This is a genomic window from Streptomyces sp. CS113, assembly GCF_002188365.1.
Taxonomy (GTDB): domain Bacteria; phylum Actinomycetota; class Actinomycetes; order Streptomycetales; family Streptomycetaceae; genus Streptomyces; species Streptomyces tendae.
This window is the reverse complement of sequence record NZ_KZ195574.1, coordinates 2,289,692-2,315,770: the sequence shown is the minus strand read 5'-3', so window position 1 is coordinate 2,315,770 and position 26,079 is coordinate 2,289,692. Positions and strand designations below refer to the sequence as shown.

Here is a 26,079-nt window from a genome sequence, read left to right as displayed (position 1 = left end):
ACAGGGAGGCGGCATGACAGAGACGGCGAGCGGTCCGGCACGGAGTTCCCGCGCCAAGGGCACCAAGGCGGGCAAGGGACTCCGCGTCGAGCGCGTCCACACCACTCCCGGCGTCCACCCCTACGACGAGGTGGCCTGGGAGCGTCGTGACGTCGTCATGACCAACTGGCGCGACGGCTCGGTCAACTTCGAGCAGCGTGGCGTCGAGTTCCCCGAGTTCTGGTCGGTGAACGCGGTCAACATCGTCACCAGCAAGTACTTCCGGGGCGCCGTGGGCACCCCGCAGCGCGAGGTGAGCCTCAAGCAGCTCATCGACCGCATCGTGAAGACGTACCGGAAGGCCGGCGAGGACAACAAGTACTTCGCCTCGCCCGCCGACGCCGAGATCTTCGAGCACGAGCTGGCGTACGCCCTCCTGCACCAGATCTTCAGCTTCAACAGCCCGGTGTGGTTCAACGTCGGCACGCCCCAGCCGCAGCAGGTCTCCGCCTGCTTCATCCTGTCCGTCGACGACTCCATGGAGTCGATCCTCGACTGGTACAAGGAAGAGGGCATGATCTTCAAGGGCGGCTCCGGCGCCGGCCTGAACCTCTCCCGGATCCGCTCCTCCAAGGAACTGCTCTCCTCCGGCGGCAACGCCTCGGGACCGGTCTCCTTCATGCGCGGCGCCGACGCCTCCGCCGGCACCATCAAGTCCGGCGGTGCCACCCGCCGCGCGGCCAAGATGGTCATCCTCGACGTCGACCACCCCGACATCGAGGACTTCATCCAGACCAAGGTCAAGGAAGAGGAGAAGATCCGCGCCCTGCGCGACGCGGGCTTCGACATGGACCTGGGCGGCGACGACATCACGTCCGTCCAGTACCAGAACGCCAACAACTCGGTCCGCGTGAACGACACGTTCATGAAGGCCGTGCAGGACGGCGGCAAGTTCGGCCTGACGTCCCGCATGACCGGCGAGGTCATCGAGGAGGTCGACGCCAAGGCGCTCTTCCGCAAGATGGCCGAGGCCGCCTGGGCCTGCGCCGACCCGGGCATCCAGTACGACGACACCATCAACGCCTGGCACACCTGCCCGGAGTCCGGCCGTATCAACGGCTCGAACCCGTGCAGCGAGTACATGCACCTGGACAACACGTCCTGCAACCTCGCCTCGCTGAACCTGATGAAGTTCCTGAAGGACGACGGCAAGGGCAACCAGTCCTTCGACGCCGAGCGCTTCTCCAAGGTCGTCGAGCTGGTCATCACCGCGATGGACATCTCCATCTGCTTCGCGGACTTCCCGACCCAGAAGATCGGCGAGAACACCCGCGCCTTCCGCCAGCTCGGCATCGGCTACGCCAACCTCGGCGCCCTGCTGATGGCGACCGGCCACGCCTACGACTCCGACGGCGGCCGCGCCCTGGCCGGCGCCATCACCTCCCTGATGACCGGCACGTCGTACCGGCGCTCCGCCGAGCTCGCCGCGATCGTCGGCCCGTACGACGGCTACGCCCGCAACGCGCAGCCGCACCTGCGGGTCATGAAGCAGCACTCCGACGAGAACGCCAAGGCCGTCCGCATGGACGACCTCGACACGCCGATCTGGGCCGCCGCCACCGAGGCCTGGCAGGACGTGCTGCGCCTCGGCGAGAAGAACGGCTTCCGCAACTCCCAGGCGTCCGTCATCGCCCCGACCGGCACCATCGGTCTCGCGATGTCCTGCGACACCACCGGCCTCGAGCCCGACCTCGCCCTGGTCAAGTTCAAGAAGCTGGTCGGCGGCGGCTCGATGCAGATCGTCAACGGCACCGTCCCGCAGGCCCTGCGCCGCCTGGGCTACCAGGAGGAGCAGATCGAGGCGATCGTCGCCCACATCGCCGAGCACGGCAACGTGATCGACGCGCCCGGTCTCAAGCACGAGCACTACGAGGTGTTCGACTGCGCGATGGGCGAGCGCTCCATCTCCGCGATGGGCCACGTCCGCATGATGGCCGCCATCCAGCCCTGGATCTCCGGCGCCCTGTCCAAGACGGTCAACCTGCCGGAGTCGGCGACCGTCGAGGACGTCGAGGAGGTCTACTTCGAGGCGTGGAAGATGGGCGTCAAGGCGCTCGCCATCTACCGCGACAACTGCAAGGTCGGCCAGCCCCTCTCCGCCAAGACCAAGTCGGTCAAGGACGAGAAGGCGGAGATCACCGAGAAGACCGAGGCGGCCATCCGCGAGACGGTCGAGAAGGTCGTCGAGTACCGCCCGGTCCGCAAGCGCCTCCCGAAGGGACGTCCCGGCATCACCACGTCCTTCACCGTCGGCGGCGCCGAGGGCTACATGACCGCCAACTCCTACCCGGACGACGGTCTCGGCGAGGTCTTCCTCAAGATGTCCAAGCAGGGTTCGACCCTCGCGGGCATGATGGACGCCTTCTCGATCGCGGTCTCCGTCGGCCTCCAGTACGGCGTGCCGCTGGAGACGTACGTCTCGAAGTTCACCAACATGCGCTTCGAGCCGGCCGGCATGACGGACGACCCGGACGTGCGGATGGCGCAGTCGATCGTCGACTACATCTTCCGCCGCCTGGCGCTGGACTTCCTGCCCTTCGAGACGCGCTCCGCACTCGGCATCCACTCCGCCGAGGAGCGCCAGCGCCACCTGGAGACCGGTTCGTACGAGCCGTCCGACGACGAGCTGGACGTCGAGGGCCTGGCCCAGTCGGCGCCGCGCGCCCAGGAGCTGAAGGCCGTCGCCACGCCGAAGGCCGAGGCCGAGGCCGCCAAGCCCGTCCCGCAGCAGGCGCACACCAGCGCCGAGCTGGTGGAGATGCAGCTGGGCATCCAGGCCGACGCCCCGCTGTGCTTCTCCTGCGGCACGAAGATGCAGCGCGCCGGGTCCTGCTACATCTGCGAGGGCTGCGGCTCGACCAGCGGTTGCAGCTGACCCGAAGGTCGACCCGCGGGTGACGTGCGCGTGACCCGCGGGTTCGGAAGGGGACCGGCCACCGGCCGGTCCCCTTCCGTGTGTGCCGGCGGCCTGCCCCCCCACGCCCACCTCCGGCACACGGCGGACGCGCGAGCGATGACTTCGGGCGCCGGATCGGGTCTGCCCTGCGACACACCCGACCTACTACGGCTGCCGAGGCTGCGATGACAACAGTCAGCGTCCATGAGATCGCTTTGGGTATCGAGTCGTTCGGTGCCGACGACGCGCCACTCGTCCTGCTCGTGGGCGGGACGACGATGCTCTCGTGGCCCGACGCGCTCTGCGAGCGCCTGGCCGCGGGCGGGCGCCGCGTCGTGCGCTACGACCTGCGCGACAGCGGGGCGTCGACCACGGCGGACCCGCAGGCGCCCACCTACACCCTGCGTGACCTCGCCGCCGACGCGGCGGCCCTACCCGGCGTGCTCGGTGCCGGGCCCGCACACCTCGCCGGGATCGGCGTCGGAGGCATGGTCGCCCAGGTGGCCGCGCTCGACCATCCGGGCGCGTTCTCGGCGCTCACGCTCGTCGGCACCCGCGCGGTCGCGCCCGGCCCGCCCGACGACGACCTGCCCGACCACGACCGGGCGACTATGGGCCGGCTGTTCGCGCGGCCGATGCCCGACTGGACCGACCGTGAGGCGGTGGCCGAGTTCGCCGCCACCGGCGCGGAGCTCCTCGGCGACGACCCCGTCGCCGCGCGCGCGAAGGCCGCCCGCATCTGGGACCGCACGCCCGGCACCGCCGCCCCGGTCCAGATGGCCAACCAGATGGGCATGGTGTTCTCCCGGCTGGACTGCGCACCCCGCTGGCGTGAGCGGCTGCCCGGCATCGCGATCCCCACGCTCGTCGTCCACGGCCGCCGCGACCCGTTTTTCCCCGTCGGCAACGGTGAGGCGATCGCCCGCGCGATTCCCCGGGCGCGGCTGCTCGTCCTCGAGGAGGCCGCCACCGCGATCCCCGACGCGGCGGTCGGCGAGGTCGCCGAGGCGATGCTCACGCTCGGGCGCGGGACGGCCGGGGCGGCCGTCAGGGGCGGCGCGTCGCGCCCATCACACGGGTGAAGGACGCGGGGTCCCCCTCGAAGCCGTGCACGCCCGCCCGGAACTCCCACGCCCCCGTCTCGTCACGGACGAACTCCGCGACCGTGGCCGCCGTGGCGCCCGGGACGCCGCCGAAGTCGTCCGCGGCGAGGTCCGTGTAGCCCTCGCGGATGCGCAGACCCGGGTTGGTCACGTCGCCGAAGGTCCGGTCGTCGGTGTGCTGCTGTATGGCGACGCCCACCACCACGCGCGCGTACCGGGCGTCCAGCCGCTCCAGCTCCAGCGTCATGACCTCGTCGAAACCGAAGCCCTTGCCGTCCTTGCTGTCCCGGTTGAGGTAGATCGTGCCGTCCGGTGAGCGGCTGTCGAAGTGCACCACGTAGGCCGGGGTGCCGTACGGATCGTCGGCGCGATAGGTCCCGGCGACCAGGTCCAGGTCGACGGGTGGCTGTCCCGCCGGGCCCGGATCCCACCGCAGCGCGACCTCGACCTTGCCCACGCCCTTGCTGAGGCCGTTCACAGACTTCCCCTTCCCAGGTCCCCCGCCCTGCCCGGCCCTCGGAACTGCCGGGCGGTGACGGCCGGTTGTCCATCCTGCCACGCACCGGCACGCAGAGGTGGGCAAGCTGTCCGCCGGAGAACGGCCGGCGCCGTGTTCCTGGCCTTACCATGGCGCGGTGCTGGTCAAGTGGATTCGCTGCACCGTGGTGGACCGCCGCGGTTTCGAGCGGGGGCAGCGGAAGTGGGCGGGGCTCCCGGGGGAGCCGGGTTTTCGGGGGCAGGGGGGTGGCTGGAGCCGGGGGCGGCCGGACGTGGCGCACGTCTTCGCCTTCTGGGAGAGCCGTGCCTTCTACGACTCCTTCATGGCCCGCTCCCACGACCGGCTGGCCTCGGCGCAGGTGGGCACCTTCAAGGACGCCCAGGTCAGGCTCTTCGACTACCGGTTCGACGTGAAGACCGGCTTCGAGCCGCGCTTCACCGACGCCGACCTGCTGCGGGTGGCGCTGTGCCGGGTCCACGAGGAACGGGCCGAGCACTACGTCCTCATGCAGGAGAAGGTCTGGAACCCGGCGATGGCCGGCTCGCCCGGCATGATCCGCGGCCTGTTCGGCGAGTCCCCGGGCGACGGGTACAACGAGTACCTCGTGCTGTCCATGTGGCTGTCGGCCGCCGAACACGGAAAGTACCGCACCGAGCGGGTGGAACGGCTCGCCCTGCGCGCCCAGACGGAGGCCGACATCGCGGCGCTGACGGGCGACATCGTGCAGCTGGAACCCTCCTGGACCGTTTGAGATCCGGACCCACCTCGGCTCGCCCGGGTGTGGAGACCGTGTGACGTACGCCGTACGGGGCCCCTACGAGTGCCTGATTCCGCCCGGCTCGATCTAGGGTTCTGGCATGGCACGACCACGGCGCATCGTTCTTGTCCGGCACGGCGAGTCGACCGGCAACGTCGATGACACCGTGTACGAGCGCGAACCCGACCACGCCCTCGCCCTGACCGACCGGGGCCGGGCGCAGGCCGAGGAGACCGGTAAGGGCCTGCGCGAGGTGTTCGGCCGCGAGCGGATCAGCGTGTACGTCTCCCCGTACCGCCGTACCCACGAGACCCTGCGCTCCTTCCACCTCGACCCGGACCTCATACGGATACGCGAGGAGCCGCGGCTGCGCGAGCAGGACTGGGGCAACTGGCAGGACCGCGACGACGTGCGCCTGCAAAAGGCCTACCGCGACGCCTACGGCCACTTCTTCTACCGCTTCGCCCAGGGCGAGTCCGGCGCCGACGTGTACGACCGGGTCGGCGGCTTCCTGGAGAGCCTCTTCCGCAGCTTCGAGGACCCCGACCATCCGCCGAACGTGCTGCTGGTGACGCACGGGCTCGCCATGCGGCTGTTCTGCATGAGGTGGTTCCACTGGACGGTCGCGGAGTTCGAGTCGCTGTCCAACCCCGGGAACGCCGAGATGCGGATGCTCGTTCTCGGTGAGGACGGCAGGTACACCCTTGACCGGCCCTTCGAACGCTGGCGAGATCCGGAACCGTACGGGATCACCGGATAGAGTGGCAGGGCGATGACCGCTCATTCTTCTCCTGACGGGCGCCTGGACCGGGCCCTGTCCAGCCTGCGCGGACTGTCGGTGGGGGACGCGCTGGGCTCACAGTTCTTCGTTCCTGCGAACTATCCGCTGCTGGGGCGCCGCGAGCTGCCGCCCGGCACCTGGCAGTGGACGGACGACACGGAAATGGCGTGTTCCGTGGTCTGCGTCCTGGCCGCCCACCACCGCATCGACCAGGACGCGCTGGCCCTCTCCTTCGCCCACCACCACGACTTCGACCGGGGGTACGGCCCCGCGGTCAACCGGCTGCTGCGCCTGGTCAGGGAAGGCGGCGACTGGCGCGAGCTGGCCGCGGCCCTGTTCAACGGGCAGGGCTCCTGGGGCAACGGCGCCGCCATGCGCATCGCGCCGCTCGGTGCCTGGTACGCGGACGACCCGGAGCAGGCGACCCACCAGGCCGAGATCTCGGCCTACCCGACGCACCAGCACCGTGAGGCGGTGGTCGGCGCCATGGCCGTCGCGGCCGCCGCGGCGCTGGCCGCCGATCCGGCCGGCCCGCCCTCCGCGCACGCGCTCCTCGACGGCGTGATCGCGCTGGTACCGAAGAGCGCGGTGGGCGCCGGACTGCGCCGCGCCCGGGACATGCTCGACTACGGCGACGCGGCCACCGTGGCGGCGGTCCTGGGCTGTGGTCGCCGTACGACCGCGCACGACACCGTCCCCTTCGCGCTCTGGTCCGCGGCCCGCGCCCTCGGGGCGTACGAGACCGCGTTCTGGACGACCGCGCAGGTCGGTGGGGACGTGGACACGACCTGCGCCATCGTGGGCGGCGTCGTCGCGGCCGGCCAGGCGGGCGCGCCACCGGCCGAGTGGGCGGGGCGGGTGGAGGCGCTGCCCGACTGGATGACCGTTTCCGCCTGACCGGAGCCCCTGGTCAGCCCATACCCGGTCCCGCCGTGCCGGACAGTGCGTCCAGGTCGCTCTTGCGTACCCGGATCACCAGCCAGGCCGTGGCCAGAGCCAGTACGGCCATGGCGGCGGCCGGGATGAAGGCGGCCGAGATGCCCTGCGCCAGGACGTCGTGCGACCAGGGCGCGGGCAGCTGGTGGGTCTGGGCGAACTCCGCCTTCTGCTCCGGCGTACCGTTGGCGAGGAAGTCCCGCACCTGCTTCTCCCCCTCGTTCTTGCTCGCCGTGCCGAAGACCGTCGTCAGGATGGCGAGGCCGATCGAGCCCCCCACCTGCTGCATCGCGTTGAGCAGGCCCGACGCCGCGCCCGCCTCGTGCTGGGCGACCCCGGAGACCGCGGTCAGCGTCAGCGTCACGAAGTTCAGCCCCATGCCGAAGCCGAAGATCAGCATCGGTCCCAGGATCCCGCCGACATACGAGCTGTCGGAGCTGATGAGGGCCTGCCAGCCGAGTCCGAGCGCGGCGAGCGCCGAACCCACGATCATGAACGGCTTGGGGCCGAAGACGGGCAGGAAGCGCTGCGACAGTCCCGCACCGGCCGCGATCACGACCGTGACCGGCAGGAAGGCCAGACCGGCCTCGATGGGGCTGTAGCCGAGCACGTTCTGCACGAACAGCACGATGTAGAAGAACATGCCGAACATCGCCGCGGCCAGGCTCAGCATGATCACGTACGTGCCGGAGCGGTTGCGGTCGGCGAACATCTTCAGCGGCGTGATCGGCTCCCTGGCCCGCCGCTCGATGCGGACGAAGGCCAGCAGCAGGACCACGGCGGCGGCGAAGGACCCGATGGTCAGGTTGTCCCGCCAGCCCTCGTCGGCGGCCCGGATGAAGCCGTAGACGAGCAGGGCCATGCCCGCCGTCGAGGTCACCGCCCCGGCGATGTCGAAGCGGCCGGAGTGCCGTTCGGACTCGCTGATGTAGAGCGGCGCCAGCACGGCTATCAGCACACCGATCGGCACGTTGACGAAGAGCACCCAGCGCCAGTCGAGCCACTCGGTGAGCATGCCGCCCGCCAGAAGACCGATGGCGCCGCCACCGGCGGAGACGGCGGCGAAGACGCCGAAGGCCCGGTTGCGCTCCGGTCCCTCGGGGAAGGTGGTGGCGATGAGGGCCAGCGACGTGGGCGAGGCGATCGCGCCGCCCATGCCTTGCAGGACGCGCGCCGCCAGGAGCTGCCAGGGTTCCTGGGCGAAGCCGCCGAGCAGCGAGGCGAAGGTGAAGAGCAGGATGCCGGTCATGAAGACCCGGCGCCTGCCGAGGATGTCACCGGCTCGGCCGCCGAGCAGGAGCAGGCCGCCGAAGGTGAGCGTGTAGGCGCTGACGACCCAGGTGAGGTCGGTGGTGCTGAAGTCGAGCGCGTTCTGGATGTGCGGAAGCGCGATGTTCACAATCGTGGCATCGAGTACGACCATGAGTTGGCAGGCCGCGATGACGGCGAGTGCGATGCCGGGATGCCCCTCCCGGCGGGCCGCTCCCGGCTTCTGGTCTTTGATCAGAGAAGAGGTTGGCACTATGTGTCCCCCACGAGTGACTTAGTGAACGCTCACGTTCACTGTTGCTTCAACGTTAGTGACCCGGAGACAGTGAACGCAACCGTTCACTTCTCGTGTCGTTGCGCGTCCGGTCCCCGTTGCGGCCGCGCAATGTGCGCTTCATCCCCGAATACCCGTTTTCACTGCTTTCTGGAGACCTCCGACATGGTTCCTTCGCACTGGGCGGCCGCCTCCGCCCAGACGCCCTCCCGTCGGCGTGGCGCGGTCCTGGAGCGCGCGATCCTCGAGGCCGCGCTGGATCAGCTCGGCACGGTCGGCTGGAACGGCCTGACGATGGAGGGAGTGGCCGCGGGCGCGCAGACCGGCAAGGCGGCCGTCTACCGCCGCTGGCCGTCCAAGGAAGACCTCGTCGCGGACGCGCTGCGGTCCGGACTGCCGGACTTCGACACGGCTCCCGACCTCGGAAGCGTGCGCGAGGATCTGCTGGAACTCTGCCGCCGGGCGCGCGACGCGATGTACAGCCGCCCCGGATTCGCTCTGCGTTCCGTGATTCACGAATGCGACACCATGCAGGCCGAGCGCTTCCATGCGGTGATCATCAAGGGGGTGGTCGAGCCGACCCTCGAGATGCTGCGTGAGGTCATCAACCGCGGAATGGAGCGGGGAGAGGTCCGGCACGACGCGGCCAACGGATACGTCTTCGACGCCATCCCGGCGATGATGATGTACCGCTCGAAGATTTGTGCAAGTGAATGGACGGACCGCGAGCTGGAGGAAATGATCGACCAGTTGATGGTCCCGCTGCTCCGGCCCGACAGCCCCTGATCCCGGCCGGCGCGGAGGCCGGTGCCGTTAGGGCAACCGGGGTGTCGCCGGGGGATCGCAGCGGCGTACGCTAGGGGCGCCATGCCGTACGAACCACCCACTCACACCGTCGAGCGCTCCCTTCGCGCCACGACCGGAGCGAAGGTCATTGCCGGTGTCGACGAGGTGGGGCGCGGCGCGTGGGCCGGCCCGGTCACCGTCTGTGCCGCGATCACCGGACTGCGCCGACCCCCGGTCGGCCTGACCGACTCCAAGCTGCTCACCCTCAAGCGACGCACCGAACTCGAGGCGGAGTTGCGGACCTGGGTCACGTCCTACGCCCTGGGGCACGCCTCTCCGGAGGAGATCGACGCGCTGGGCATGACCGCCGCGCTGCGCCTGGCGGCGGTGCGTGCCCTGGAGACCCTGCCGGTCCGCCCCGAGGCGGTCATCCTCGACGGCAAGCACGACTACCTCGGCACTCCTTGGCGGGTCCGTACGGTGATCAAGGGCGATCAGTCCTGCGTCGCCGTCGCGGCGGCCTCGGTGCTCGCCAAGGTCCAGCGCGACAAAATGATGGCCGAACTGGGTGTCGACCATGCAGACTTCGGTTTTGCGGACAACGCCGGGTATCCGTCGCCCGTGCACAAGGCCGCACTGGAGGAGCGGGGCCCCACCCCGCACCACCGGTTGTCGTGGGCGTATCTTGATGCGCTGCCCCAGTGGCGGCACCTCAAGAAGGTCCGCAGTTGGGTGGACGGAAGCGTTCCGGAAATCGAGGGTCAGCTCGGATTCGATTTCTGACGGTTCCGCTCGCAGGCATGTGCCACCCGCCGACGCGAGCCGCACCAACGTTTGATAAATATCAGCTCATGCCTCTCATTCCCGAGGAGCCTCAGATTCACGAGAAGGCCCAGGGTCCCCGCGCCACTCCGGCCAGCGGCCGCACCGCGCCGACCCCCCGCCCCGTACCCGGCCCCCGTCCCGCGGCTCCGCCGCGCCCCGGCCCGGTGCGGCCGGCACCGCCGGCGCAACGCGCGTCGCGCGACACGGCCGCGGCCACACCCGGACCCGCGGGTCCGGCCACCCCGGCAGCCACCTCGGCCGCCCCGCAGATCCAGTTGATCCCGGCCACGCCCGACGGTGCGCTCGACGCCGCCGAAGAGGCCGTGGACCTGCTGCTGGACTCGGGTCGTACCCCTGGTGACGTGCTGGTGATCACCACCGGCGACGCCCACCCGTGGGCGGCCCACGAACTGTCCTTCGGCGATGCCGCCTACTGGGCGCAGCACGACGCGGGCGACGACGTCTTCTACGCGGACGCCGCCGTCGCGGACCGTGCCGGCTCGCGGGCCGTGGTCGTGGTCGCGCTCAACGGCGGCCCCGAGGCCGCCGCTGTCACCGCCCTGACCGTGGCCCACTCGCGGGCCGGCGCCCTGCTGATCGTCTGCGGCGACCCGCAGCGGATCAACTCGGTGCTGGGCGCGGGGGTCTGAGCCCGGTCCGCCGAGCGCGGCGGACGCCGGGGGTGACCTCCGGGGGCGCCGGTGCGGAGCCCCCGCACGGAGACGGTTCCGGCGTGCGCCCGGGCACACCGACGGCGCCCGGCGCGGTAGCGGACCGGGCCCGCCGGGCCGCACGCCGGTCGGGGCTCGGGCCGGTGCTGTCGTCGGCCGGGTCACGGGCGCGTGCTGTCGTCGGTCGGGCTACGGGAACGTACCGCGATCGGTCAGGTCACGGGCGCGTGCTGTCGTTGGTCGGGCTACGGCTACGGCTACGGCTACGGCTACGGGAACGTGCCGTCATCGGTCGGGTCGCGGGCCTGTCGTACCACCGCCGGGGCCACGGGCCGGTCGGCTCACCCCTCGGGGAGGCCGACGCGGCCGCCGGACCCGGCCTGCCGCGGTGCTCAGCGGGCCGCGGCCCGGCGCAGCACGTCCGAGGCGACTCCGCCGGTGCGCGGCGGCGGGGGTGGTGCCTCCGCCGTGGCGAAGGGCTCCGGCGCCGACGCCGCGTTGGGCCGACGCCCGCCGCGGACCTCGCCGAGGACCTGCCAGCCGTCCCGGGTCAGCGTGATGTACGCGCCGCAGCGCAATCCGTGCAGCGTGCAGGCGTCCCGCAGCCCCCACATCCACGCACCGTCCTCCTGCGTCCACCGCGCGTCGCCGTCACGGCAGTAGAGCAGCACGGCGGTACGCACCGGAGTGCGGCGCCGCAGATCGTGCGGGATGACGCGGCGCAGCTGGGAGAGCAGCGCGTTGCGGAACACCCAGCCGTCGGCGGGCGCGCGGCGGCTGGTGAACGAGGCGCTGGCGCGCAGCCGTTCGTCCGGGTCGAGTACCGCCACGACCGCCGTCGCGGGTTCGGGGCGGTGCCGCGCGTGCAGTCCGGTGACGACCTCGCGGGGATTGCGCAGCAGCGGGATCCCGGCGGCGGCCCACTCCGCCGGTTCGAGCATGCGGGTGGCGGAAGCGGCGGACGACGAAAACGAGGCCGCCGATGACGGAGCGAATCCGAAGGTCACGTTCCTCCCTTCGGCTACGCGCCCACACTGCGGGCAGGGTCGGATTCGGGGAGCGCGCACCGCAGCGAAGCCCTGCCGGGTCACGGAGGGGCCGTGCGGGGAGCGGACTTCAATTCTTCCTGTCGAACTTGGATGCGGCAACGAGCAATTGAGACCGAGGACCCATATCGGCCGATGTGCGTTCTATATCCCTACCCCGAGGGTCACCGGGCGACGCATGGGGCCCGGCACGCGCCGCGGTCCGTTCCGGATTCGCCGATTGTCAGTGCCATCGGGTTGCATGGGGGTATGGACCACGTGGAACTCCGTACCGAAGCCGACGCCGTCCTCGCCGAGCTCGTCGGCGACCGCAAGGGCTCGGCGCGGCTGCGGGAGGATCAGTGGCAGGCGGTGGCGGCCCTGGTGGAGGAGCACCGGCGGGCTCTGGTGGTGCAGCGCACCGGCTGGGGCAAATCGGCCGTGTACTTCGTCGCCACCGCCCTGCTCCGGCGGCGTGGCGCGGGGCCCACGGTGATCATCTCGCCGCTGCTGGCGCTGATGCGCAACCAGGTCGAGGCGGCCGCGCGGGCGGGGATCCGCGCCCGCACGATCAACTCGGCGAACCCGGAGGACTGGGAGACGGTCTACGGGGAGGTCGAGCGGGGTGAGACCGACGTCCTGCTGGTGAGCCCGGAGCGTCTCAACTCCGTGGACTTCCGCGATCAGGTACTGCCGAAGCTCGCGGCCACCACCGGCCTGCTCGTGGTGGACGAGGCGCACTGCATCTCCGACTGGGGCCACGACTTCCGCCCCGACTACCGCCGGCTGCGCACCATGCTGGCCGAGCTGCCGGCGGGGGTGCCGGTGCTGGCCACCACCGCGACCGCCAACGCGCGCGTCACGGCCGACGTGGCGGAGCAGTTGGGCACGGGCGGCGGGGACGCCCTGGTGCTGCGGGGGCCGCTCGACCGGGAGAGCCTGCGCCTGGGGGTGCTCGAGCTGCCCGACGCGGCGCACCGGCTGGCGTGGCTGGGGGAGCGGCTGGGTGATCTGCCCGGGTCCGGAATCATCTACACGCTGACGGTGGCGGCGGCGGAAGAGGTCGCCGCCTTCCTGCGGCAGCGCGGTCATCCGGTGGCCTCCTACACGGGCAAGACGGAGAACGCCGACCGGTTGCAGGCGGAGGAGGACCTGCTGGCGAACCGGGTGAAGGCGCTCGTGGCGACGTCGGCGCTGGGCATGGGCTTCGACAAGCCCGACCTGGGCTTCGTCGTGCACCTGGGGTCGCCCTCGTCCCCCATCGCCTACTACCAGCAGGTGGGGCGTGCCGGGCGCGGTGTGGACCACGCGGACGTCCTGCTGCTGCCGGGCCGGGAGGACGAGGCGATCTGGGCCTACTTCGCCTCGGTGGGCTTCCCGCCGGAGGAGCAGGTCCGGCGCACGCTTGCGGTGCTGGAGGAGGCCGGGCGGCCCCTGTCGCTCCCGGCGCTGGAGCCGCTGGTCGACCTCCGCCGTTCGCGGCTGGAGACGATGCTCAAGGTCCTGGACGTGGACGGCGCGGTCAAGCGCGTCAAGGGCGGCTGGACCGCCACGGGACGGCCCTGGGCCTACGACGCGGAGCGGTACGCGTGGGTGGCCCGGCAGCGCCAGGCGGAGCAGCAGGCCATGCGGGACTACGTGGCGACCACGGGGTGCCGCATGGAGTTCTTGCAGCGGCAGCTCGACGACGAGAAGGCGGCCCCCTGCGGTCGCTGCGACACCTGCGCCGGGCCCTGGCTCGACCCGGCCGTCTCCTCCGCGGCCCTGGCGGCGGCGACGGGCGAGCTGGACCGGCCGGGCGTGGAGGTCGAGCCGCGCAAGATGTGGCCGACCGGGCTCGCCGCGGTGGGGATGGACCTCAAGGGCCGCATCCCCGCTGGCCAGCAGGCCCTGACCGGGCGGGCGCTGGGGAGGCTGTCGGACATCGGCTGGGGCAACCGCCTGCGGCCGCTCCTGTCGGCGCAGGCGGCGGACGCCCCGGTCCCGGACGACGTGCTGGCCGCCGTCGTCACGGTGCTGGCCGACTGGGCGCGCTCACCGGGCGGCTGGGCCTCCGGCTCGCCCGACGCGGTGGCGCGGCCCGTGGGCGTCGTCGCCATGCCCTCCCGTACCCGCCCCCACCTGGTCGGCTCACTGGCCGAGGGAGTGGCGCGGATCGGCAGGCTCCCGCTGCTGGGCAGCCTCGCCCTCACCCCGCACGCCGACGCGTACGCCGCCCACCGCAGCAACTCCGCCCAGCGGCTGCGCGCGCTGGCCGAGTCGTTCACCGTGCCCGGCGACCTCGCCACGGCCCTGGCCGGTACTGCCGGCCCGGTTCTGCTCGTCGACGACTACAGCGACTCCGGCTGGACCCTGGCCGTGGGCGCCCGCCTCCTGCGCCAGGCCGGTGCCGGCGAGGTTCTCCCGCTCGTCCTGGCCCTGGCCGGATAGGGCTTCCGGAGAGGGTGATGCCGGGGGCGGGGAGGCGGGGAGGGCCCGCAGTGAAGTGACAGTGACGTGTCCCTGGCGGTAGTTATCCACAGGGCAAAGCGGAACTTCCCGATCCGCGAGATCGTCGAGCCATGACGAACCACAGCGAAACGCCTGGATCCTCCGAGAACGGCGACATCTCGCAGGCCGCACGGCCGGACCGGGCGCACGGAACCCCGCACGAGAGCCCCGGAGACGAACACCAGGTCACCCTGCGCACCCCGGCCGAGCTCGCCGACGCCCTGCCGTACCTGCTCGGATACCGCCCCGAGGACAGCATCGTCCTGGCCGCCCTGCGCGACAGGGAGGGGCGGGGCCGGTTCGGCGGCCGCGCCCGGCTCGGTATTCCGGCGAGCCCGGACGACTGGGCGGGCGCGGCCGGGCAGCTGGTCCACGGCCTGGTGACCGGAAGCGAGCGCCGAGGGGTGCGGCCCGAGCAGATGGTCGCCTACCTCTGCCAGGAGGCGGGCCCGGGCGAGACCGGCCGGGACGTGATGGAGCGACTGCGACCGTTGGCCCAGAGGCTGCGGGTCGAGTGCGGCGCCCTCGACATTCCGGTCGTCGAAGCACTGTGCATCTCGGACGGGCGCTTCTGGTCGTACTGCTGCGACGTGGAGGCCTGCTGCCCGGCCGAGGGCCTCCCCATGGGTCCGCCGGGCACGTCGGTGCTGGCCGCGGCGGCCACCTACGCCGGTATCCGGGTGCGCGGCTCGCTCAGTGAGCTGCGGGTCAGGATGCTCCCCAGGGAGGACGCGGTGGCGGTCGAGCAGGCGGCGGCCCTGGACGCGACCGCCGCGACGCTGGTCCCCCGGATCCTCGACGCCGACGGCCGCGCGCAGGTGGCCGAGGAGACCCTGGAGTCGGCCGAGCGGATCATGCGACGCCTGGCCGGTGCCCCGTCCGTGTCCGGTGTGCCGGCCGAGGACCTGCGTGACGACGGGCTGCTGGGGCACGACGAGGCGGCGGCGCTGATCCTCGGACTCCAGGACCGGACGACACGCGACCGCGCGGCCGCGTGGATGGAGGGCGACGAGGCGGCCCCCGCGCTGCGCCTCTGGCGGGCCCTGGCCCGCCGTTGCGTCGGGCCGTACGGCGAACACGCGGCCGCGCCCCTCACCCTCGCCGGTTGGGTCGCCTGGTCCGCCGGTGACGAACTGGAGGCGCGGGAGGCACTGGCCATGGCCCTCGGCGCCGATCCCGACTACCTCTTCGCCCGGCTCCTGCACCAGGCGTGCAACGAGGGCCTCGACCCCGAGTCGATCCGCCGCTGCCTGCGCGAGGGCAGGGAAGGAGGGGAAGCCGACACGGACACCCCCGAGGACGACGCACCCGGCGGCCCGGCCGCGGGGCCGGAACCCGTCCCGCCCTCGACTGCCTCGGCCTCCGGCGGCCGGCGCCGCACGCGGTCTCCCGCCACGCCCCGTGCCGTCCGCCGCGGCGTGCGGGCGCGGGGCCGTGAGCCCGGCACCGAGACCGGTCGTCCCCACACGCCCTCCGGGGCCGGGCGCCCCGGGACCGCACGGACGGACCGGCCCCGCCCGCAGTCCTCGGGGGCGCCGGTCACGGGCCGGAAGGGGGCCGGCCCGGAGGGGGTGGATCCGGCCGGGCACGGGAGCCAAGGGGGCGACGAGTGCGCCTGAGACGGGTGGCCGCGGCCCGGGAGCGGCGCGCCGGCCCCACGCGTCGGCCAGCTCGCCGACATCGCGCACCTGACCTGGTGCGACGCGCCCCCGCACCGGGTGCGGGGCGGGGGTGAGACGCAGGCTGCGAGGAAGCGGATCAGTACCCCCGGCGGTTGGCGAAGGGAGTGTTTATCGTCAGGCAGACGACTATGATCGCCGCATGCCCTACGACCCGTCAGCCTTTCCGCCCTTCGCCGTCACTGTGGACCTGGTCGTGCTGACCGTGCGTCGCCACTCCCTGTGCGCGCTGGCGGTGCGCAGGGGCGAGCCTCCGTTCCAGGGCCGGTGGGCCCTGCCGGGCGGGTTCGTACGGGCCGGTGAGGACCTGGCGCAGGCGGCGGCGCGGGAGCTGGCCGAGGAGACGGGGCTGTGCGTCCACGACCCCGCCGCGCCCAGCCAGGACAACGGCGCTCACCTGGAGCAGCTCGCGACCTACGGTGACCCCGAGCGCGACCCCCGGATGCGGGTGGTCAGCGTCGCCCACCTCGCGCTCGCGCCGGACCTGCCCGCACCGCGAGCGGGCGGCGACGCCAGCAACGCCCGCTGGGCCCCGGTCGAGGAACTGCTGGAACAGAGCGGCTACGGCAGGGCCGGCGAGGCGGTGGCGCCGCTCGCCTTCGACCACGCCCGGATTCTGGCGGACGGGGTGGAGCGAGCCCGCTCCAAGATCGAGTACTCGTCCCTGGCCACCGCCTTCTGCCCGCCCGAATTCACCGTGGGCGAGCTGCGCCGTGTCTACGAGGCGGTGTGGAGCGTGGCGCTCGACCCCCGCAACTTCCACCGCAAGGTGACGGGCACTCCGGGCTTCCTCGTCCCCACCGGCGGGACGACCACCCGTCAGGGCGGCCGTCCCGCCCAGCTCTTCCGTGCGGGCGGCGCGACCCTCCTGAACCCCCCGATGCTCCGTCCCGAGGTGTGACGCCGGGCCCGTGCGATGCCCGAAAAACCGGATATCGCACGCTATTCTGCTACAGGTGATCCAGGCCTTCGGACTGACCAGCAACCCCCGCAAGGAGCTTCCGCCCGCCGTCGACGACGTCTCGTTCGAGGCGCGCGCGGGCCGCGTCACCGCGCTGCTCGGAGCATCGGGCGCCGGCAAGACGACGGCACTCAGACTCATGCTCGGGCTCCAACGGGGCCGTGGTCTCACCTACTTCAGAGGCCGCCCCCTGCACCGCATCGCCCACCCCGCACGCGAGGTGGGCGTGCTACTGGGAGACGTCCCCGGCCACCCCGCCCGTACGGTGCGCGGCCATCTCCGCATGCTGTGCGCGGCCGCCGGCGTCCCCGTCCGCCGGGCGGACGAGGTCCTGGAGTCGGCCGGTATCGCGCACCTGCGCGACGAACGCCTCGGCACCCTCTCCCGCGGCATGGACCGACGCCTCGGGCTGGCCTGCGCACTGGTGCCCGACCCGCACACCCTGGTCTTCGACGATCCCGCAGGCGCACTCGCCCCCCAGGACGCCCGGCTGCTGCACGGCGCCCTGCGCGCGCACGCCGCCCAGGGCGGCACGGTCCTGTTCAGCACGGCCGACCCCAAGGAGGCCGCGCGCAGCGCCGACCACGTCGTCACGCTGGAGCGGGGCCGGGTCGTCGCCGACCAGGAGGCGGCGGAGTTCTCCCGTACCCGGCTGCGGCCCCGCGTCGCCGTACGCAGCCCGCACGCCGTCCGGCTCGCCGCCCTGGTGACGAAGGAGGCACGCACGGCACGCCGTTCCGTCGAGGTGGTCCGCGAGGGAGGCAACCGGCTCGCCGTCTACGGCAGTACGTGCGCCGACATCGGCGAGACGGCCTTCCGGCACGGCATCCTCGTCCACCAACTGGCCGACGAGGTCGGTGACATGGGACCCGGTGCCGGCGAGATCCCGGCAGCCCGGCAGCAGGAGCGACCGGATGCGGACGGCGGTCGCGCGCGGGACGCCGAGAGGGCCGGCATCGAGAGGGCCGGCCTGGCGTGCCCGGCTCCCGACGCGGCGACGGACGCGCTCGCGGACACCGCCGGTGCCGCGGACCGGCCCGCGCCCGGGACCGTCCTGCGCAGAACTCCCGGCCCCCGCCGGGCCCTCCTCACCGGCCACTACCCCCGAGACGCCGGACCCTCCGCACCCGAGGCCATCCCGCACCGCACCCCGCGCCCGGCCGGCAGCCTCGTCCCCGGCAGTCCGACGGCCCGGGAAGCGGCCGCCACGCTTCCGCCCCCCATCGCCGTCCGCTCCGCCCCCGGCCCCCTGCGTCCGCTGCGCTACGAACTCCGTCGCGTCACGGGTGTCCGTACCGGATTCGTCATCGGCGCGGTCGTACTCCTGGTGTCCGCCGTCACCGCCGTGGTCCTGGCCCGGATCGGACACACCCCGCAGCCGCGGCTCCTGGCCGCGTGGCCGCGTGAGCTCCCGCTGCCCCCCGCCGCGCTCGGCGCGGGACTGCTCGGCGCCCTCGCCTTCGGCGACGAGTTCCGCCACCCCGCCCTGGCGGCGGACCGCGGCACCGTGCCCCGCCGCCTGGGGCTGCTGACCGCCAAACTCCTCGTCTCCGCGGCGGCGGCACTACTGCTGGCCGTCCTGACGGTGGGGTGCGACGCCGAGCTGCTCCGGCTCCTCTACGGTCCGGAGCTCGCGCGGGTCCCCGCCGACTGGCCCGCACTGAGCGCGGGTTGGCTCGGACTCGTCGTCGGATGCGCCTGGTCCGGGGTGCTCGCCGCCGGCGTCTTCCGGTCCACCACCGCCGGGCTGGCGGCGGTGGTCGCCGTCCCGGTCGTCGTCGTACCGCTCGTACAGAAGGTCTGGACGGGCCCGTCCGTGCGGACGGCCGCCGGGTTCCCGATGCGGGTGCGCGAGGTCCTCCTGACCCAGTGGCCGTTCGGCGGCGAGCGCTTTGTGGCCGAGGCGCTGCGCCTGATCGTCCAACCGGTGGGCGGTGCACTGACGTTGTCGCTGACCGCCCTGCTCTGCGCCTATCTGCTCACGACCCTGCGGAGCAGGGTTTGAGACGGCGGTCTCGCCCTTCCGTTCCGACCGTGCGCGCAACTCCCCGGGGAAAGCCCATTTCTTTCCGATAAGGCGTCAATTGCGACGGGGTGAGCGATCACCCTTTCGTGTGCTTTTCACCAAAGACCTCAAGGGAGTTGGGACCGGCGCCGACAAAGGATGCGTGAGTACCCTTGCGCACACCATGATGACCGCCGCCCGTTCCGCCGACTCCGGCCTCGCGAACCCGGGCGAACTCGACCGCTACCCGTACGCGGAGACGCCCGCCGTCGACCGCGTCGGGGCGCCCGCCTGGGAAGGGGTGGAGCCCGAGCTGGGCCGCGTGGGCCGGCGCACCGCGGGCAACCGTGGCCGCGGACTGCACGGGCAACTCGTCCAGCAGCTTGGCCAGATGATCGTTTCGGGCGACCTGGGTGCCGACCGCCCGCTGGTGCCCGAGGAGATCGGGCAGCGTTTCGAGGTCTCCCGCACCGTGGTGCGTGAGTCCCTTCGCGTGCTGGAGGCCAAGGGGCTGGTCAGCGCCCGCCCCAACGTAGGCACCCGGGTGCGCCCCGTCAGTGACTGGAACCTGCTGGATCCGGACATCATCGAATGGCGTGCCTTCGGACCGCAGCGCGACGACCAGCGCCGCGAGCTGAGCGAGCTGCGCTGGACGATCGAGCCGCTCGCCGCGCGCCTGGCCGCCGGGCACGGACGCGAGGACGTCCAGCAGCGGCTCTCCGACATGGTCGGGATCATGGGCCACGCCATGGGGCAGGGCGACGCGCTCACCTTCTCGCGTGCCGATGCCGAGTTCCACTCCCTGCTCATCCAGGTCGCGGGCAACCGGATGCTGGATCACCTCTCCGGGATCGTCTCCGCCGCCCTCCATGTCTCCGGGGGCCCGGTCACCGGCTGTGACCGGCCGAACGACGTGTCGCTCGCGCAGCACGGCAGGATCGTCGACGCCCTCGCCACCGGCGACGGAGCGGCGGCCGAGGCGGCCATGCGTCAACTTCTGACCGTCCACCCCGAGGTGGAACGCGTGGTGCCCGCTCCTCGCGAGCACTGACCGCTTCCGCCGGAACGGCGCGGTCCGGTCATGCCAAACCCCTCCTGTGGCAGTGGCCGGCCGCCGCCGTCGCCGTCGGACCCCGCGGAACCGCTCATGGTTCCGCGGGGTCCGACGGTCTGATGAGAGGCCGAGTCTTCCCGGTGCGGCCGGGCCGCATGAGTTGGTGACCTTGTTCGTCCACATCTGACCGGTTTTGATCGCTTACGGGGTGTGACTCGGGCCACGCGGATTGGGCGTAACGCTCTTGGGAACAACACGATGACCTAAGAGGTGACAGCCGCGGAGGGAATACGGACGCCGTTCACGGCGCTGTGCATCTCCCCGGCCCGCCCGCACCGTCGGCCCATTCCCAAGCCGGTGGTCGGCCCCTGTCCGCCGTGGACGGGGCCGGAAGCCGTTTTTCAACGTTCCGAGAGGTTGTTCGTGTCGGCCAGCACATCCCGTACGCTCCCGCCGGAGATCGCCGAGTCCGTCTCTGTCATGGCGCTCATTGAGCGGGGAAAGGCTGAGGGGCAGATCGCCGGCGATGACGTGCGTCGGGCCTTCGAAGCTGACCAGATTCCGGCCACTCAGTGGAAGAACGTACTGCGCAGCCTCAACCAGATCCTCGAGGAAGAGGGTGTGACGCTGATGGTCAGTGCCGCAGAGCCCAAGCGCACCCGAAAGAGCGTCGCAGCGAAGAGTCCCGCCAAGCGCACCGCCACCAAGACGGTCGCGGCCAAGACGGTGACCAGCAGGAAGGCGACCGCTCCCGCCGCCCCGGCAGCGCCCGCCACCGAGCCCGCCGTCGAGGAAGAGGCACCCGTCAAGAAGGCGGCGGCCAAGAAGACGACCGCCAAGAAGGCGACGGCGAAGAAGACGACCGCCAAGAAGACGGCGGCCAAGAAGACCACGGCCAAGAAGGAAGACGGCGAGCTTCTCGAGGACGAGGCGACCGAGGAGCCGAAGTCCGCGACGGAGGAGCCCGAGGGCACCGAGAACGCGGGCTTCGTGCTGTCCGACGAGGACGAGGACGACGCTCCGGCCCAGCAGGTCGCCGCGGCCGGCGCCACGGCCGACCCGGTCAAGGACTACCTCAAGCAGATCGGCAAGGTCCCCCTGCTCAACGCCGAGCAGGAGGTCGAACTCGCCAAGCGCATCGAGGCCGGTCTGTTCGCCGAGGACAAACTGGCGAACTCCGACAAGCTCGCGCCCAAGCTCAAGCGCGAGCTGGAGATCATCGCCGAGGACGGCCGCCGCGCCAAGAACCACCTGCTGGAGGCCAACCTCCGCCTGGTGGTCTCCCTGGCCAAGCGCTACACGGGCCGCGGCATGCTCTTCCTGGACCTCATCCAGGAGGGCAACCTCGGTCTGATCCGCGCGGTGGAGAAGTTCGACTACACCAAGGGCTACAAGTTCTCCACGTACGCCACCTGGTGGATCCGTCAGGCGATCACCCGCGCGATGGCCGACCAGGCCCGCACCATCCGTATCCCGGTGCACATGGTCGAGGTCATCAACAAGCTCGCGCGCGTGCAGCGCCAGATGCTCCAGGACCTGGGCCGCGAGCCCACCCCGGAGGAGCTGGCCAAGGAGCTCGACATGACCCCGGAGAAGGTCATCGAGGTCCAGAAGTACGGCCGCGAGCCCATCTCGCTGCACACCCCGCTGGGCGAGGACGGCGACAGCGAGTTCGGTGACCTCATCGAGGACTCCGAGGCGGTCGTCCCGGCCGACGCGGTCAGCTTCACCCTGCTCCAGGAGCAGCTGCACTCCGTGCTCGACACCCTGTCCGAGCGCGAGGCGGGCGTCGTCTCCATGCGCTTCGGTCTCACCGACGGTCAGCCGAAGACCCTCGACGAGATCGGCAAGGTGTACGGCGTCACGCGTGAGCGCATCCGCCAGATCGAGTCGAAGACCATGTCGAAGCTGCGTCACCCGTCGCGCTCCCAGGTGCTGCGCGACTATCTCGACTAGGTCGCGGTAGGCAGTACGAGCGACACACGAGCGACGAGGCCCGGTCCCGCCACCTGCGGAACCGGGTCTTCGCGCTGGGCAGCGGGTGCGCGACACGGCGTACTGGATCACTCTGGGTGTCTCATGACCACCTAGGAGTGAGGAGCCCGCATGCGTCGTCTCTTTGCCCGGACACTGGCCCGGCCGCTGGTGCTGGCGGCCGCGGCGACCGCGATACCGCTGGGGTCCGCCGCCCCCGCGGCCGCCGACAGCATCGTCGTCGGAGGATTTCCGGTCGAAGTGTCCGACAGTCCGTGGACCGTCGCCCTGTCCAGCCGTGACCGGTTCGGGGGTACGCGGGCGGGGCAGTTCTGCGGGGGCGTGGCCGTCGGCCGGACCACCGTGCTCACCGCCGCCCACTGCCTGGGGGAGGAGGTGCTCGGGTCGCCGCCCGAGCAGGTGGGCGACCTGAAGGTCATCGCCGGCCGGACCGATCTGCTCTCGGACCAGGGGCAGGAGATCCCCGTCCGCTCCGTGTGGGTGAATCCGGGGCACGACGACGGCAGCAACGCCGGCGACTTCGCGGTGCTCACGCTCTCCGAAGCCCTTCCCGCCGGCTCCGTCATAGGGATGGCGGCGGAGGGCGACCCCGCGTACACGCCGGACACGGGGGCCCTCGTCTACGGCTGGGGGGACACCTCGGGCGCTGGCGACTACGCGAACGGCCTGCACGCGGCGCGGGTCCGCGTGCTTCCCGACGCGTCCTGCGAGCGGGCGTATCCGGGGAGCGACGACGGGCGGTACCTCCCGAGCACCATGCTCTGTGCCGGGGAGGACGCCGGTGGCCGCGACGCCTGTCAGGGCGACAGCGGAGGACCGCTCGTCGGCCAGGGACGGCTCATCGGCCTGGTGTCGTGGGGGAGTGGCTGCGGGCGCCCGGGCAGTCCCGGGGTGTATACACGGGTCTCCTCGATACTGCGGACACTGGGCTGGGACCGCACGGCCGACGGCCGGCGCGGGGGCCTCTGAGGGCCGCTGAGAGCCTTTCGGGCACGAGCACGGGCGGCCGCCTCCGGAATCCGGAGGCGGCCGCCCGTTCATCGGCCTGTGCCGATTCGGCTCGTCGTCGGGCGCGTCGAGTCAGCGCTCTTCCTCGGCGGAAGATGCCGGAACGGCCGTCAGCCGCTCCGTCTCGTCCTGTATCTCAGCGGCGATCTTCTTGAGTTCCGGCTCGAACTTGCGCCCGTGGTGGGCGCAGAAGAGCAGTTCTCCGCCGCTCAGCAGGACGACGCGCAGATATGCCTGGGCGCCGCAGCGGTCGCAGCGATCGGCGGCCGTCAGCGGGCTTGCGGAAGTCAGAACAGTAGTCACGTCGCCTCTTCTCTAGCTCGACGAGCTGTCGTACCAGGGTCAACATCCAACCAGCCCCAAAACGTTCCCGCTCGTGGCTTTTCCTCGAAAAAAATTTCCGAGGGGCCGGCTGTTGCCGATTGGCGGCGAATGTGCCGTATTGCGTGTCTCTGTGTCGTACGGGTTCGCGCAGTCGGTCAGGGTCGGTCCCGCCGGCTGGGTTGCCGGTTTGTTCATGAGGACGTGCCCGGAGCCTAAATGGTTCATGCCTCGAAGGGAACGTGATGTGTACTTCACCCCATCGAGGGATCGAACAGGCATGCGACCCTGGACTAGGGTGAGTGCGCGACGAGGGTGGCGTTACAACGGCTCTACCAGGCCTCGGTACCCTCTGACCGGTGAACCGAGCCACGCCCTTACCCAGCGGGGCCCCATCTGAAATTCAGCGAGGAGCGAACCGCGTGACCGCCGAGACATCCGTGCCGTCCACTGCGCTGCTGGCAGGAGCAGACCGGGACGGATCCAACTACACCGCGCGGCACCTGCTCGTCCTCGAAGGGCTCGAGGCCGTGCGCAAGCGTCCGGGCATGTACATCGGATCCACTGACAGCCGCGGCCTGATGCACTGCCTGTGGGAGATCATCGACAACTCCGTCGACGAGGCCCTAGGTGGTTACTGCGACCACATCGAGGTGATCCTCCACGACGACGCCTCGGTGGAGGTCCGGGACAACGGCCGGGGCATCCCGGTCGACGTCGAGCCCAAGACCGGCCTGTCCGGCGTCGAGGTCGTCATGACCAAGCTGCACGCCGGCGGCAAGTTCGGCGGTGGCGCCTACGCCGCTTCCGGTGGTCTGCACGGCGTGGGCGCCTCCGTGGTGAACGCCCTGTCCGCCCGCCTGGACATCGAGGTCGACCTCGGTGGGCACACCCACGCCATCAGTTTCCGCCGCGGGGTGCCGGGCGCGTTCGCGGGAGCGGGCCCGGACGCCAAGTTCGACGCCGGGAACGGGCTGCGCAAGACCAAGAAGGTCCCCAAGAGCCGCCGCGGCACTCGGGTGCGGTACTGGGCGGACCGGCAGATCTTCCTCAGGGACGCGAAGCTCTCCCTGGACACACTGCACCAGCGGGCCCGCCAGACCGCGTTCCTGGTGCCCGGGCTGACCATCGTCGTGCGGGACGAGCTCGGTCTCGGTGACGGCGGCAGCAAGGGTGAGGAGTCGTTCCGCTTCGACGGCGGCATCAGTGAGTTCTGCGAGTACCTGGCCAGTGACCGGCCCGTCTGCGACACCCTCCGCTTCAGCGGGCAGGGCAGCTTCAAGGAGACGGTCCCGGTGCTGGACGACGAAGGGCAGATGACACCGACGGAGGTCACCCGTGACCTCGGCGTCGACGTCGCGATGCGCTGGGGCACCGGATACGACTCCACGATCAGGTCGTTCGTCAACATCATCGCCACGCCCAAGGGCGGCACCCACGTCGCCGGCTTCGAGCAGGCCGTGGCGAAGACGATGAACGAGGTGCTGCGCACCAAGAAGATGCTGCGCGTCGCCGAGGACGACATCGTCAAGGACGACGCCCTGGAGGGCCTGACGGCGGTGGTCACCGTCCGGCTCGCCGAGCCGCAGTTCGAGGGCCAGACCAAGGAGGTCCTCGGCACCTCGGCGGCCCGCCGGATCGTGAACAACGTGATCACCAAGGAACTGAAGGCGTTCCTGACCTCCACCAAGCGCGACGCCGCCCAGCAGGCGCGGGTGGTCATGGAGAAGGCCGTCGCCGCGGCCCGTACCCGGATCGCCGCGCGTCAGCACAAGGACGCCCAGCGCCGCAAGACGGCCCTGGAGTCGTCGTCGCTGCCCGCGAAGCTCGCGGACTGCCGCAGCGACGACGTCGACCGCAGCGAGCTGTTCATCGTCGAGGGCGACTCCGCGCTGGGCACGGCCAAGCTCGCCCGGAACTCCGAGTTCCAGGCGCTGCTGCCGATCCGGGGCAAGATCCTCAACGTCCAGAAGTCGTCCGTCACGGACATGCTGAAGAACGCCGAGTGCGGGGCGATCATCCAGGTCATAGGGGCGGGTTCGGGCCGTACCTTCGACATCGACGCGGCCCGCTACGGCAAGATCATCATGATGACCGACGCCGATGTGGACGGCTCCCACATCCGCACTCTGCTGCTGACCCTCTTCCACCGCTACATGCGGCCCATGGTCGAGGCCGGCCGGGTGTTCGCCGCGGTGCCGCCGCTGCACCGCATCGAGCTGGTCCAGCCGAAGAAGGGCCAGGACAAGTACGTCTACACGTACTCGGACCGGGAGCTGCGCGACAAGCTCATGGAGTTCCAGAGCAAGAACATCCGGTACAAGGACTCCATCCAGCGCTACAAGGGCCTCGGCGAGATGGACGCCGACCAGCTGGCGGAGACCACCATGGACCCGCGCCGCCGCACCCTGCGCCGGATCAACCTGACCGACCTGGACTCCGCCGAGCAGGTCTTCGACCTGCTGATGGGCAACGACGTCGCACCCCGCAAGGAGTTCATCTCCAGCTCGGCGGCGACGCTGGACCGGTCGCGCATCGACGCGTGACCACGCCGGGTCGTCGGACCACGGCCGGGCTCGGGAGTGAGAACCGGGCCCGGTCCGTCGTGCGCTCCCGCGCCTCACGCCGCCGTCCCGGCCCCGCTCCCTCCACCCCGGGGTGGAGAGCGGTACCGGACGCGGCTCCACCCATGATCCACCCGGGCT

General features: G+C 71.4%; 20 protein-coding genes. 16 read left to right on the top strand and 4 right to left on the bottom strand.

Annotated elements, in window-relative coordinates; all coding sequences use genetic code 11:
- Nucleotides 1-13 precede the first annotated feature (13 nt).
- Both B9W62_RS09950 and B9W62_RS09945 read left to right on the top strand, forming a co-directional pair.
- The gene (locus B9W62_RS09950; protein ID WP_087806839.1) at nucleotides 14-2,914 is read left to right on the top strand and encodes a vitamin B12-dependent ribonucleotide reductase; all 2,901 of its coding nucleotides are present in this window, start codon (nucleotides 14-16) and stop codon (nucleotides 2,912-2,914) included.
- Nucleotides 2,915-3,120: 206 nt separating this feature from the next.
- The gene (locus B9W62_RS09945) at nucleotides 3,121-4,017 is read left to right on the top strand and encodes an alpha/beta fold hydrolase (protein ID WP_087806838.1); all 897 of its coding nucleotides are present in this window, start codon (nucleotides 3,121-3,123) and stop codon (nucleotides 4,015-4,017) included.
- Here B9W62_RS09945 and B9W62_RS09940 read toward each other — a convergent pair.
- Complete coding sequence (locus B9W62_RS09940; RefSeq protein WP_087806837.1) at nucleotides 3,983-4,516, bottom strand: TerD family protein; 534 nt, start codon at nucleotides 4,514-4,516, stop codon at nucleotides 3,983-3,985. The genes B9W62_RS09945 and B9W62_RS09940 overlap by 35 nt on opposite strands.
- A gap of 157 nt (nucleotides 4,517-4,673) precedes the next feature.
- Between B9W62_RS09940 and B9W62_RS09935 the strand changes: the two genes are divergently transcribed.
- From B9W62_RS09935 to B9W62_RS09925, 3 genes are all read left to right on the top strand, one after another.
- Nucleotides 4,674-5,288, top strand: coding sequence for a YdbC family protein (locus B9W62_RS09935; protein WP_087806836.1), 615 nt, complete (start codon nucleotides 4,674-4,676; stop codon nucleotides 5,286-5,288).
- A gap of 106 nt (nucleotides 5,289-5,394) precedes the next feature.
- Entirely contained in the window at nucleotides 5,395-6,054 is a 660-nt protein-coding gene (locus B9W62_RS09930) for a histidine phosphatase family protein (protein WP_087806835.1), read from the top strand.
- A gap of 12 nt (nucleotides 6,055-6,066) precedes the next feature.
- Nucleotides 6,067-6,972: an ADP-ribosylglycohydrolase family protein gene (locus B9W62_RS09925; protein ID WP_087806834.1), complete on the top strand. Its 906-nt coding sequence runs from the start codon at nucleotides 6,067-6,069 to the stop codon at nucleotides 6,970-6,972.
- Nucleotides 6,973-6,985: 13 nt separating this feature from the next.
- Here B9W62_RS09925 and B9W62_RS09920 read toward each other — a convergent pair whose 3' ends face one another.
- Nucleotides 6,986-8,533, bottom strand: coding sequence for an MFS transporter (locus tag B9W62_RS09920; protein WP_087806833.1), 1,548 nt, complete (start codon nucleotides 8,531-8,533; stop codon nucleotides 6,986-6,988).
- A 186-nt stretch (nucleotides 8,534-8,719) separates the two neighbouring features.
- Between B9W62_RS09920 and B9W62_RS09915 the strand changes: the two genes are divergently transcribed.
- From B9W62_RS09915 to B9W62_RS09905, 3 genes are all read left to right on the top strand, one after another.
- Complete coding sequence (locus B9W62_RS09915; protein WP_087806832.1) at nucleotides 8,720-9,340, top strand: TetR/AcrR family transcriptional regulator; 621 nt, start codon at nucleotides 8,720-8,722, stop codon at nucleotides 9,338-9,340.
- A gap of 81 nt (nucleotides 9,341-9,421) precedes the next feature.
- Complete coding sequence (locus B9W62_RS09910) at nucleotides 9,422-10,123, top strand: ribonuclease HII (RefSeq protein WP_087806831.1); 702 nt, start codon at nucleotides 9,422-9,424, stop codon at nucleotides 10,121-10,123.
- A 68-nt stretch (nucleotides 10,124-10,191) separates the two neighbouring features.
- Nucleotides 10,192-10,815, top strand: a complete 624-nt coding sequence (locus B9W62_RS09905; protein WP_087806830.1) for a hypothetical protein — start codon at nucleotides 10,192-10,194, stop codon at nucleotides 10,813-10,815.
- Nucleotides 10,816-11,228: 413 nt separating this feature from the next.
- On the opposite strand, the gene B9W62_RS09900 is transcribed toward B9W62_RS09905, so the two are convergent.
- The gene (locus tag B9W62_RS09900; protein ID WP_087806829.1) at nucleotides 11,229-11,843 is read right to left on the bottom strand and encodes a hypothetical protein; all 615 of its coding nucleotides are present in this window, start codon (nucleotides 11,841-11,843) and stop codon (nucleotides 11,229-11,231) included.
- A gap of 288 nt (nucleotides 11,844-12,131) precedes the next feature.
- On the opposite strand from B9W62_RS09900, the gene B9W62_RS09895 reads away from it, so the two are divergent.
- From B9W62_RS09895 to B9W62_RS09865, 7 genes are all read left to right on the top strand, one after another.
- A complete protein-coding gene (locus B9W62_RS09895; RefSeq protein ID WP_087806828.1) occupies nucleotides 12,132-14,291 on the top strand; it encodes a RecQ family ATP-dependent DNA helicase in 2,160 nt (719 codons plus the stop codon).
- 131 nt (nucleotides 14,292-14,422) lie between these two features.
- Complete coding sequence (locus B9W62_RS09890; protein WP_087806827.1) at nucleotides 14,423-15,970, top strand: DUF4192 domain-containing protein; 1,548 nt, start codon at nucleotides 14,423-14,425, stop codon at nucleotides 15,968-15,970.
- Nucleotides 15,971-16,172: 202 nt separating this feature from the next.
- The gene (locus tag B9W62_RS09885; RefSeq protein ID WP_087806826.1) at nucleotides 16,173-16,931 is read left to right on the top strand and encodes an NUDIX hydrolase; all 759 of its coding nucleotides are present in this window, start codon (nucleotides 16,173-16,175) and stop codon (nucleotides 16,929-16,931) included.
- Nucleotides 16,932-16,986: 55 nt separating this feature from the next.
- Nucleotides 16,987-18,996 (top strand): ABC transporter ATP-binding protein, encoded by a 2,010-nt coding sequence (locus tag B9W62_RS09880; RefSeq protein WP_087806825.1) that lies wholly within the window; start codon nucleotides 16,987-16,989, stop codon nucleotides 18,994-18,996.
- Between the two features lie 163 nt (nucleotides 18,997-19,159).
- On the top strand, nucleotides 19,160-20,047 hold the full coding sequence (whiH, locus tag B9W62_RS09875; RefSeq protein WP_087806824.1) for a sporulation transcriptional regulator WhiH: 888 nt from the start codon (nucleotides 19,160-19,162) through the stop codon (nucleotides 20,045-20,047).
- 426 nt (nucleotides 20,048-20,473) lie between these two features.
- Nucleotides 20,474-22,006 carry an RNA polymerase sigma factor gene (locus B9W62_RS09870; protein ID WP_087811838.1) on the top strand — a complete coding sequence of 511 codons (1,533 nt, stop codon included), beginning with the start codon at nucleotides 20,474-20,476 and terminating at the stop codon, nucleotides 22,004-22,006.
- A gap of 150 nt (nucleotides 22,007-22,156) precedes the next feature.
- A complete protein-coding gene (locus B9W62_RS09865) occupies nucleotides 22,157-23,014 on the top strand; it encodes a S1 family peptidase (protein ID WP_087806823.1) in 858 nt (285 codons plus the stop codon).
- Between the two features lie 111 nt (nucleotides 23,015-23,125).
- On the opposite strand, the gene B9W62_RS09860 is transcribed toward B9W62_RS09865, so the two are convergent.
- The gene (locus B9W62_RS09860) at nucleotides 23,126-23,356 is read right to left on the bottom strand and encodes a DUF7455 domain-containing protein (protein ID WP_007445070.1); all 231 of its coding nucleotides are present in this window, start codon (nucleotides 23,354-23,356) and stop codon (nucleotides 23,126-23,128) included.
- 440 nt (nucleotides 23,357-23,796) lie between these two features.
- On the opposite strand from B9W62_RS09860, the gene B9W62_RS09855 reads away from it, so the two are divergent.
- The gene (locus B9W62_RS09855) at nucleotides 23,797-25,920 is read left to right on the top strand and encodes a DNA gyrase/topoisomerase IV subunit B (RefSeq protein ID WP_087806822.1); all 2,124 of its coding nucleotides are present in this window, start codon (nucleotides 23,797-23,799) and stop codon (nucleotides 25,918-25,920) included.
- The last annotated feature ends 159 nt before the right edge of the window (nucleotides 25,921-26,079 follow it).

What these genes read in the sequence shown, in the direction of transcription:
- B9W62_RS09895 (WP_087806828.1), top strand. Translation starts at nt 12,132, where the DNA reads ATGGACCACGTGGAACTCCGTACCGAAGCCGACGCCGTCCTCGCCGAG.
- B9W62_RS09890 (WP_087806827.1), top strand. Translation starts at nt 14,423, where the DNA reads ATGACGAACCACAGCGAAACGCCTGGATCCTCCGAGAACGGCGACATC.
- B9W62_RS09945 (WP_087806838.1), top strand. Translation starts at nt 3,121, where the DNA reads ATGACAACAGTCAGCGTCCATGAGATCGCTTTGGGTATCGAGTCGTTC.
- B9W62_RS09885 (WP_087806826.1), top strand. Translation starts at nt 16,173, where the DNA reads ATGCCCTACGACCCGTCAGCCTTTCCGCCCTTCGCCGTCACTGTGGAC.
- B9W62_RS09950 (WP_087806839.1), top strand. Translation starts at nt 14, where the DNA reads ATGACAGAGACGGCGAGCGGTCCGGCACGGAGTTCCCGCGCCAAGGGC.
- B9W62_RS09910 (WP_087806831.1), top strand. Translation starts at nt 9,422, where the DNA reads ATGCCGTACGAACCACCCACTCACACCGTCGAGCGCTCCCTTCGCGCC.
- B9W62_RS09865 (WP_087806823.1), top strand. Translation starts at nt 22,157, where the DNA reads ATGCGTCGTCTCTTTGCCCGGACACTGGCCCGGCCGCTGGTGCTGGCG.
- B9W62_RS09905 (WP_087806830.1), top strand. Translation starts at nt 10,192, where the DNA reads ATGCCTCTCATTCCCGAGGAGCCTCAGATTCACGAGAAGGCCCAGGGT.
- B9W62_RS09930 (WP_087806835.1), top strand. Translation starts at nt 5,395, where the DNA reads ATGGCACGACCACGGCGCATCGTTCTTGTCCGGCACGGCGAGTCGACC.
- B9W62_RS09925 (WP_087806834.1), top strand. Translation starts at nt 6,067, where the DNA reads ATGACCGCTCATTCTTCTCCTGACGGGCGCCTGGACCGGGCCCTGTCC.
- B9W62_RS09915 (WP_087806832.1), top strand. Translation starts at nt 8,720, where the DNA reads ATGGTTCCTTCGCACTGGGCGGCCGCCTCCGCCCAGACGCCCTCCCGT.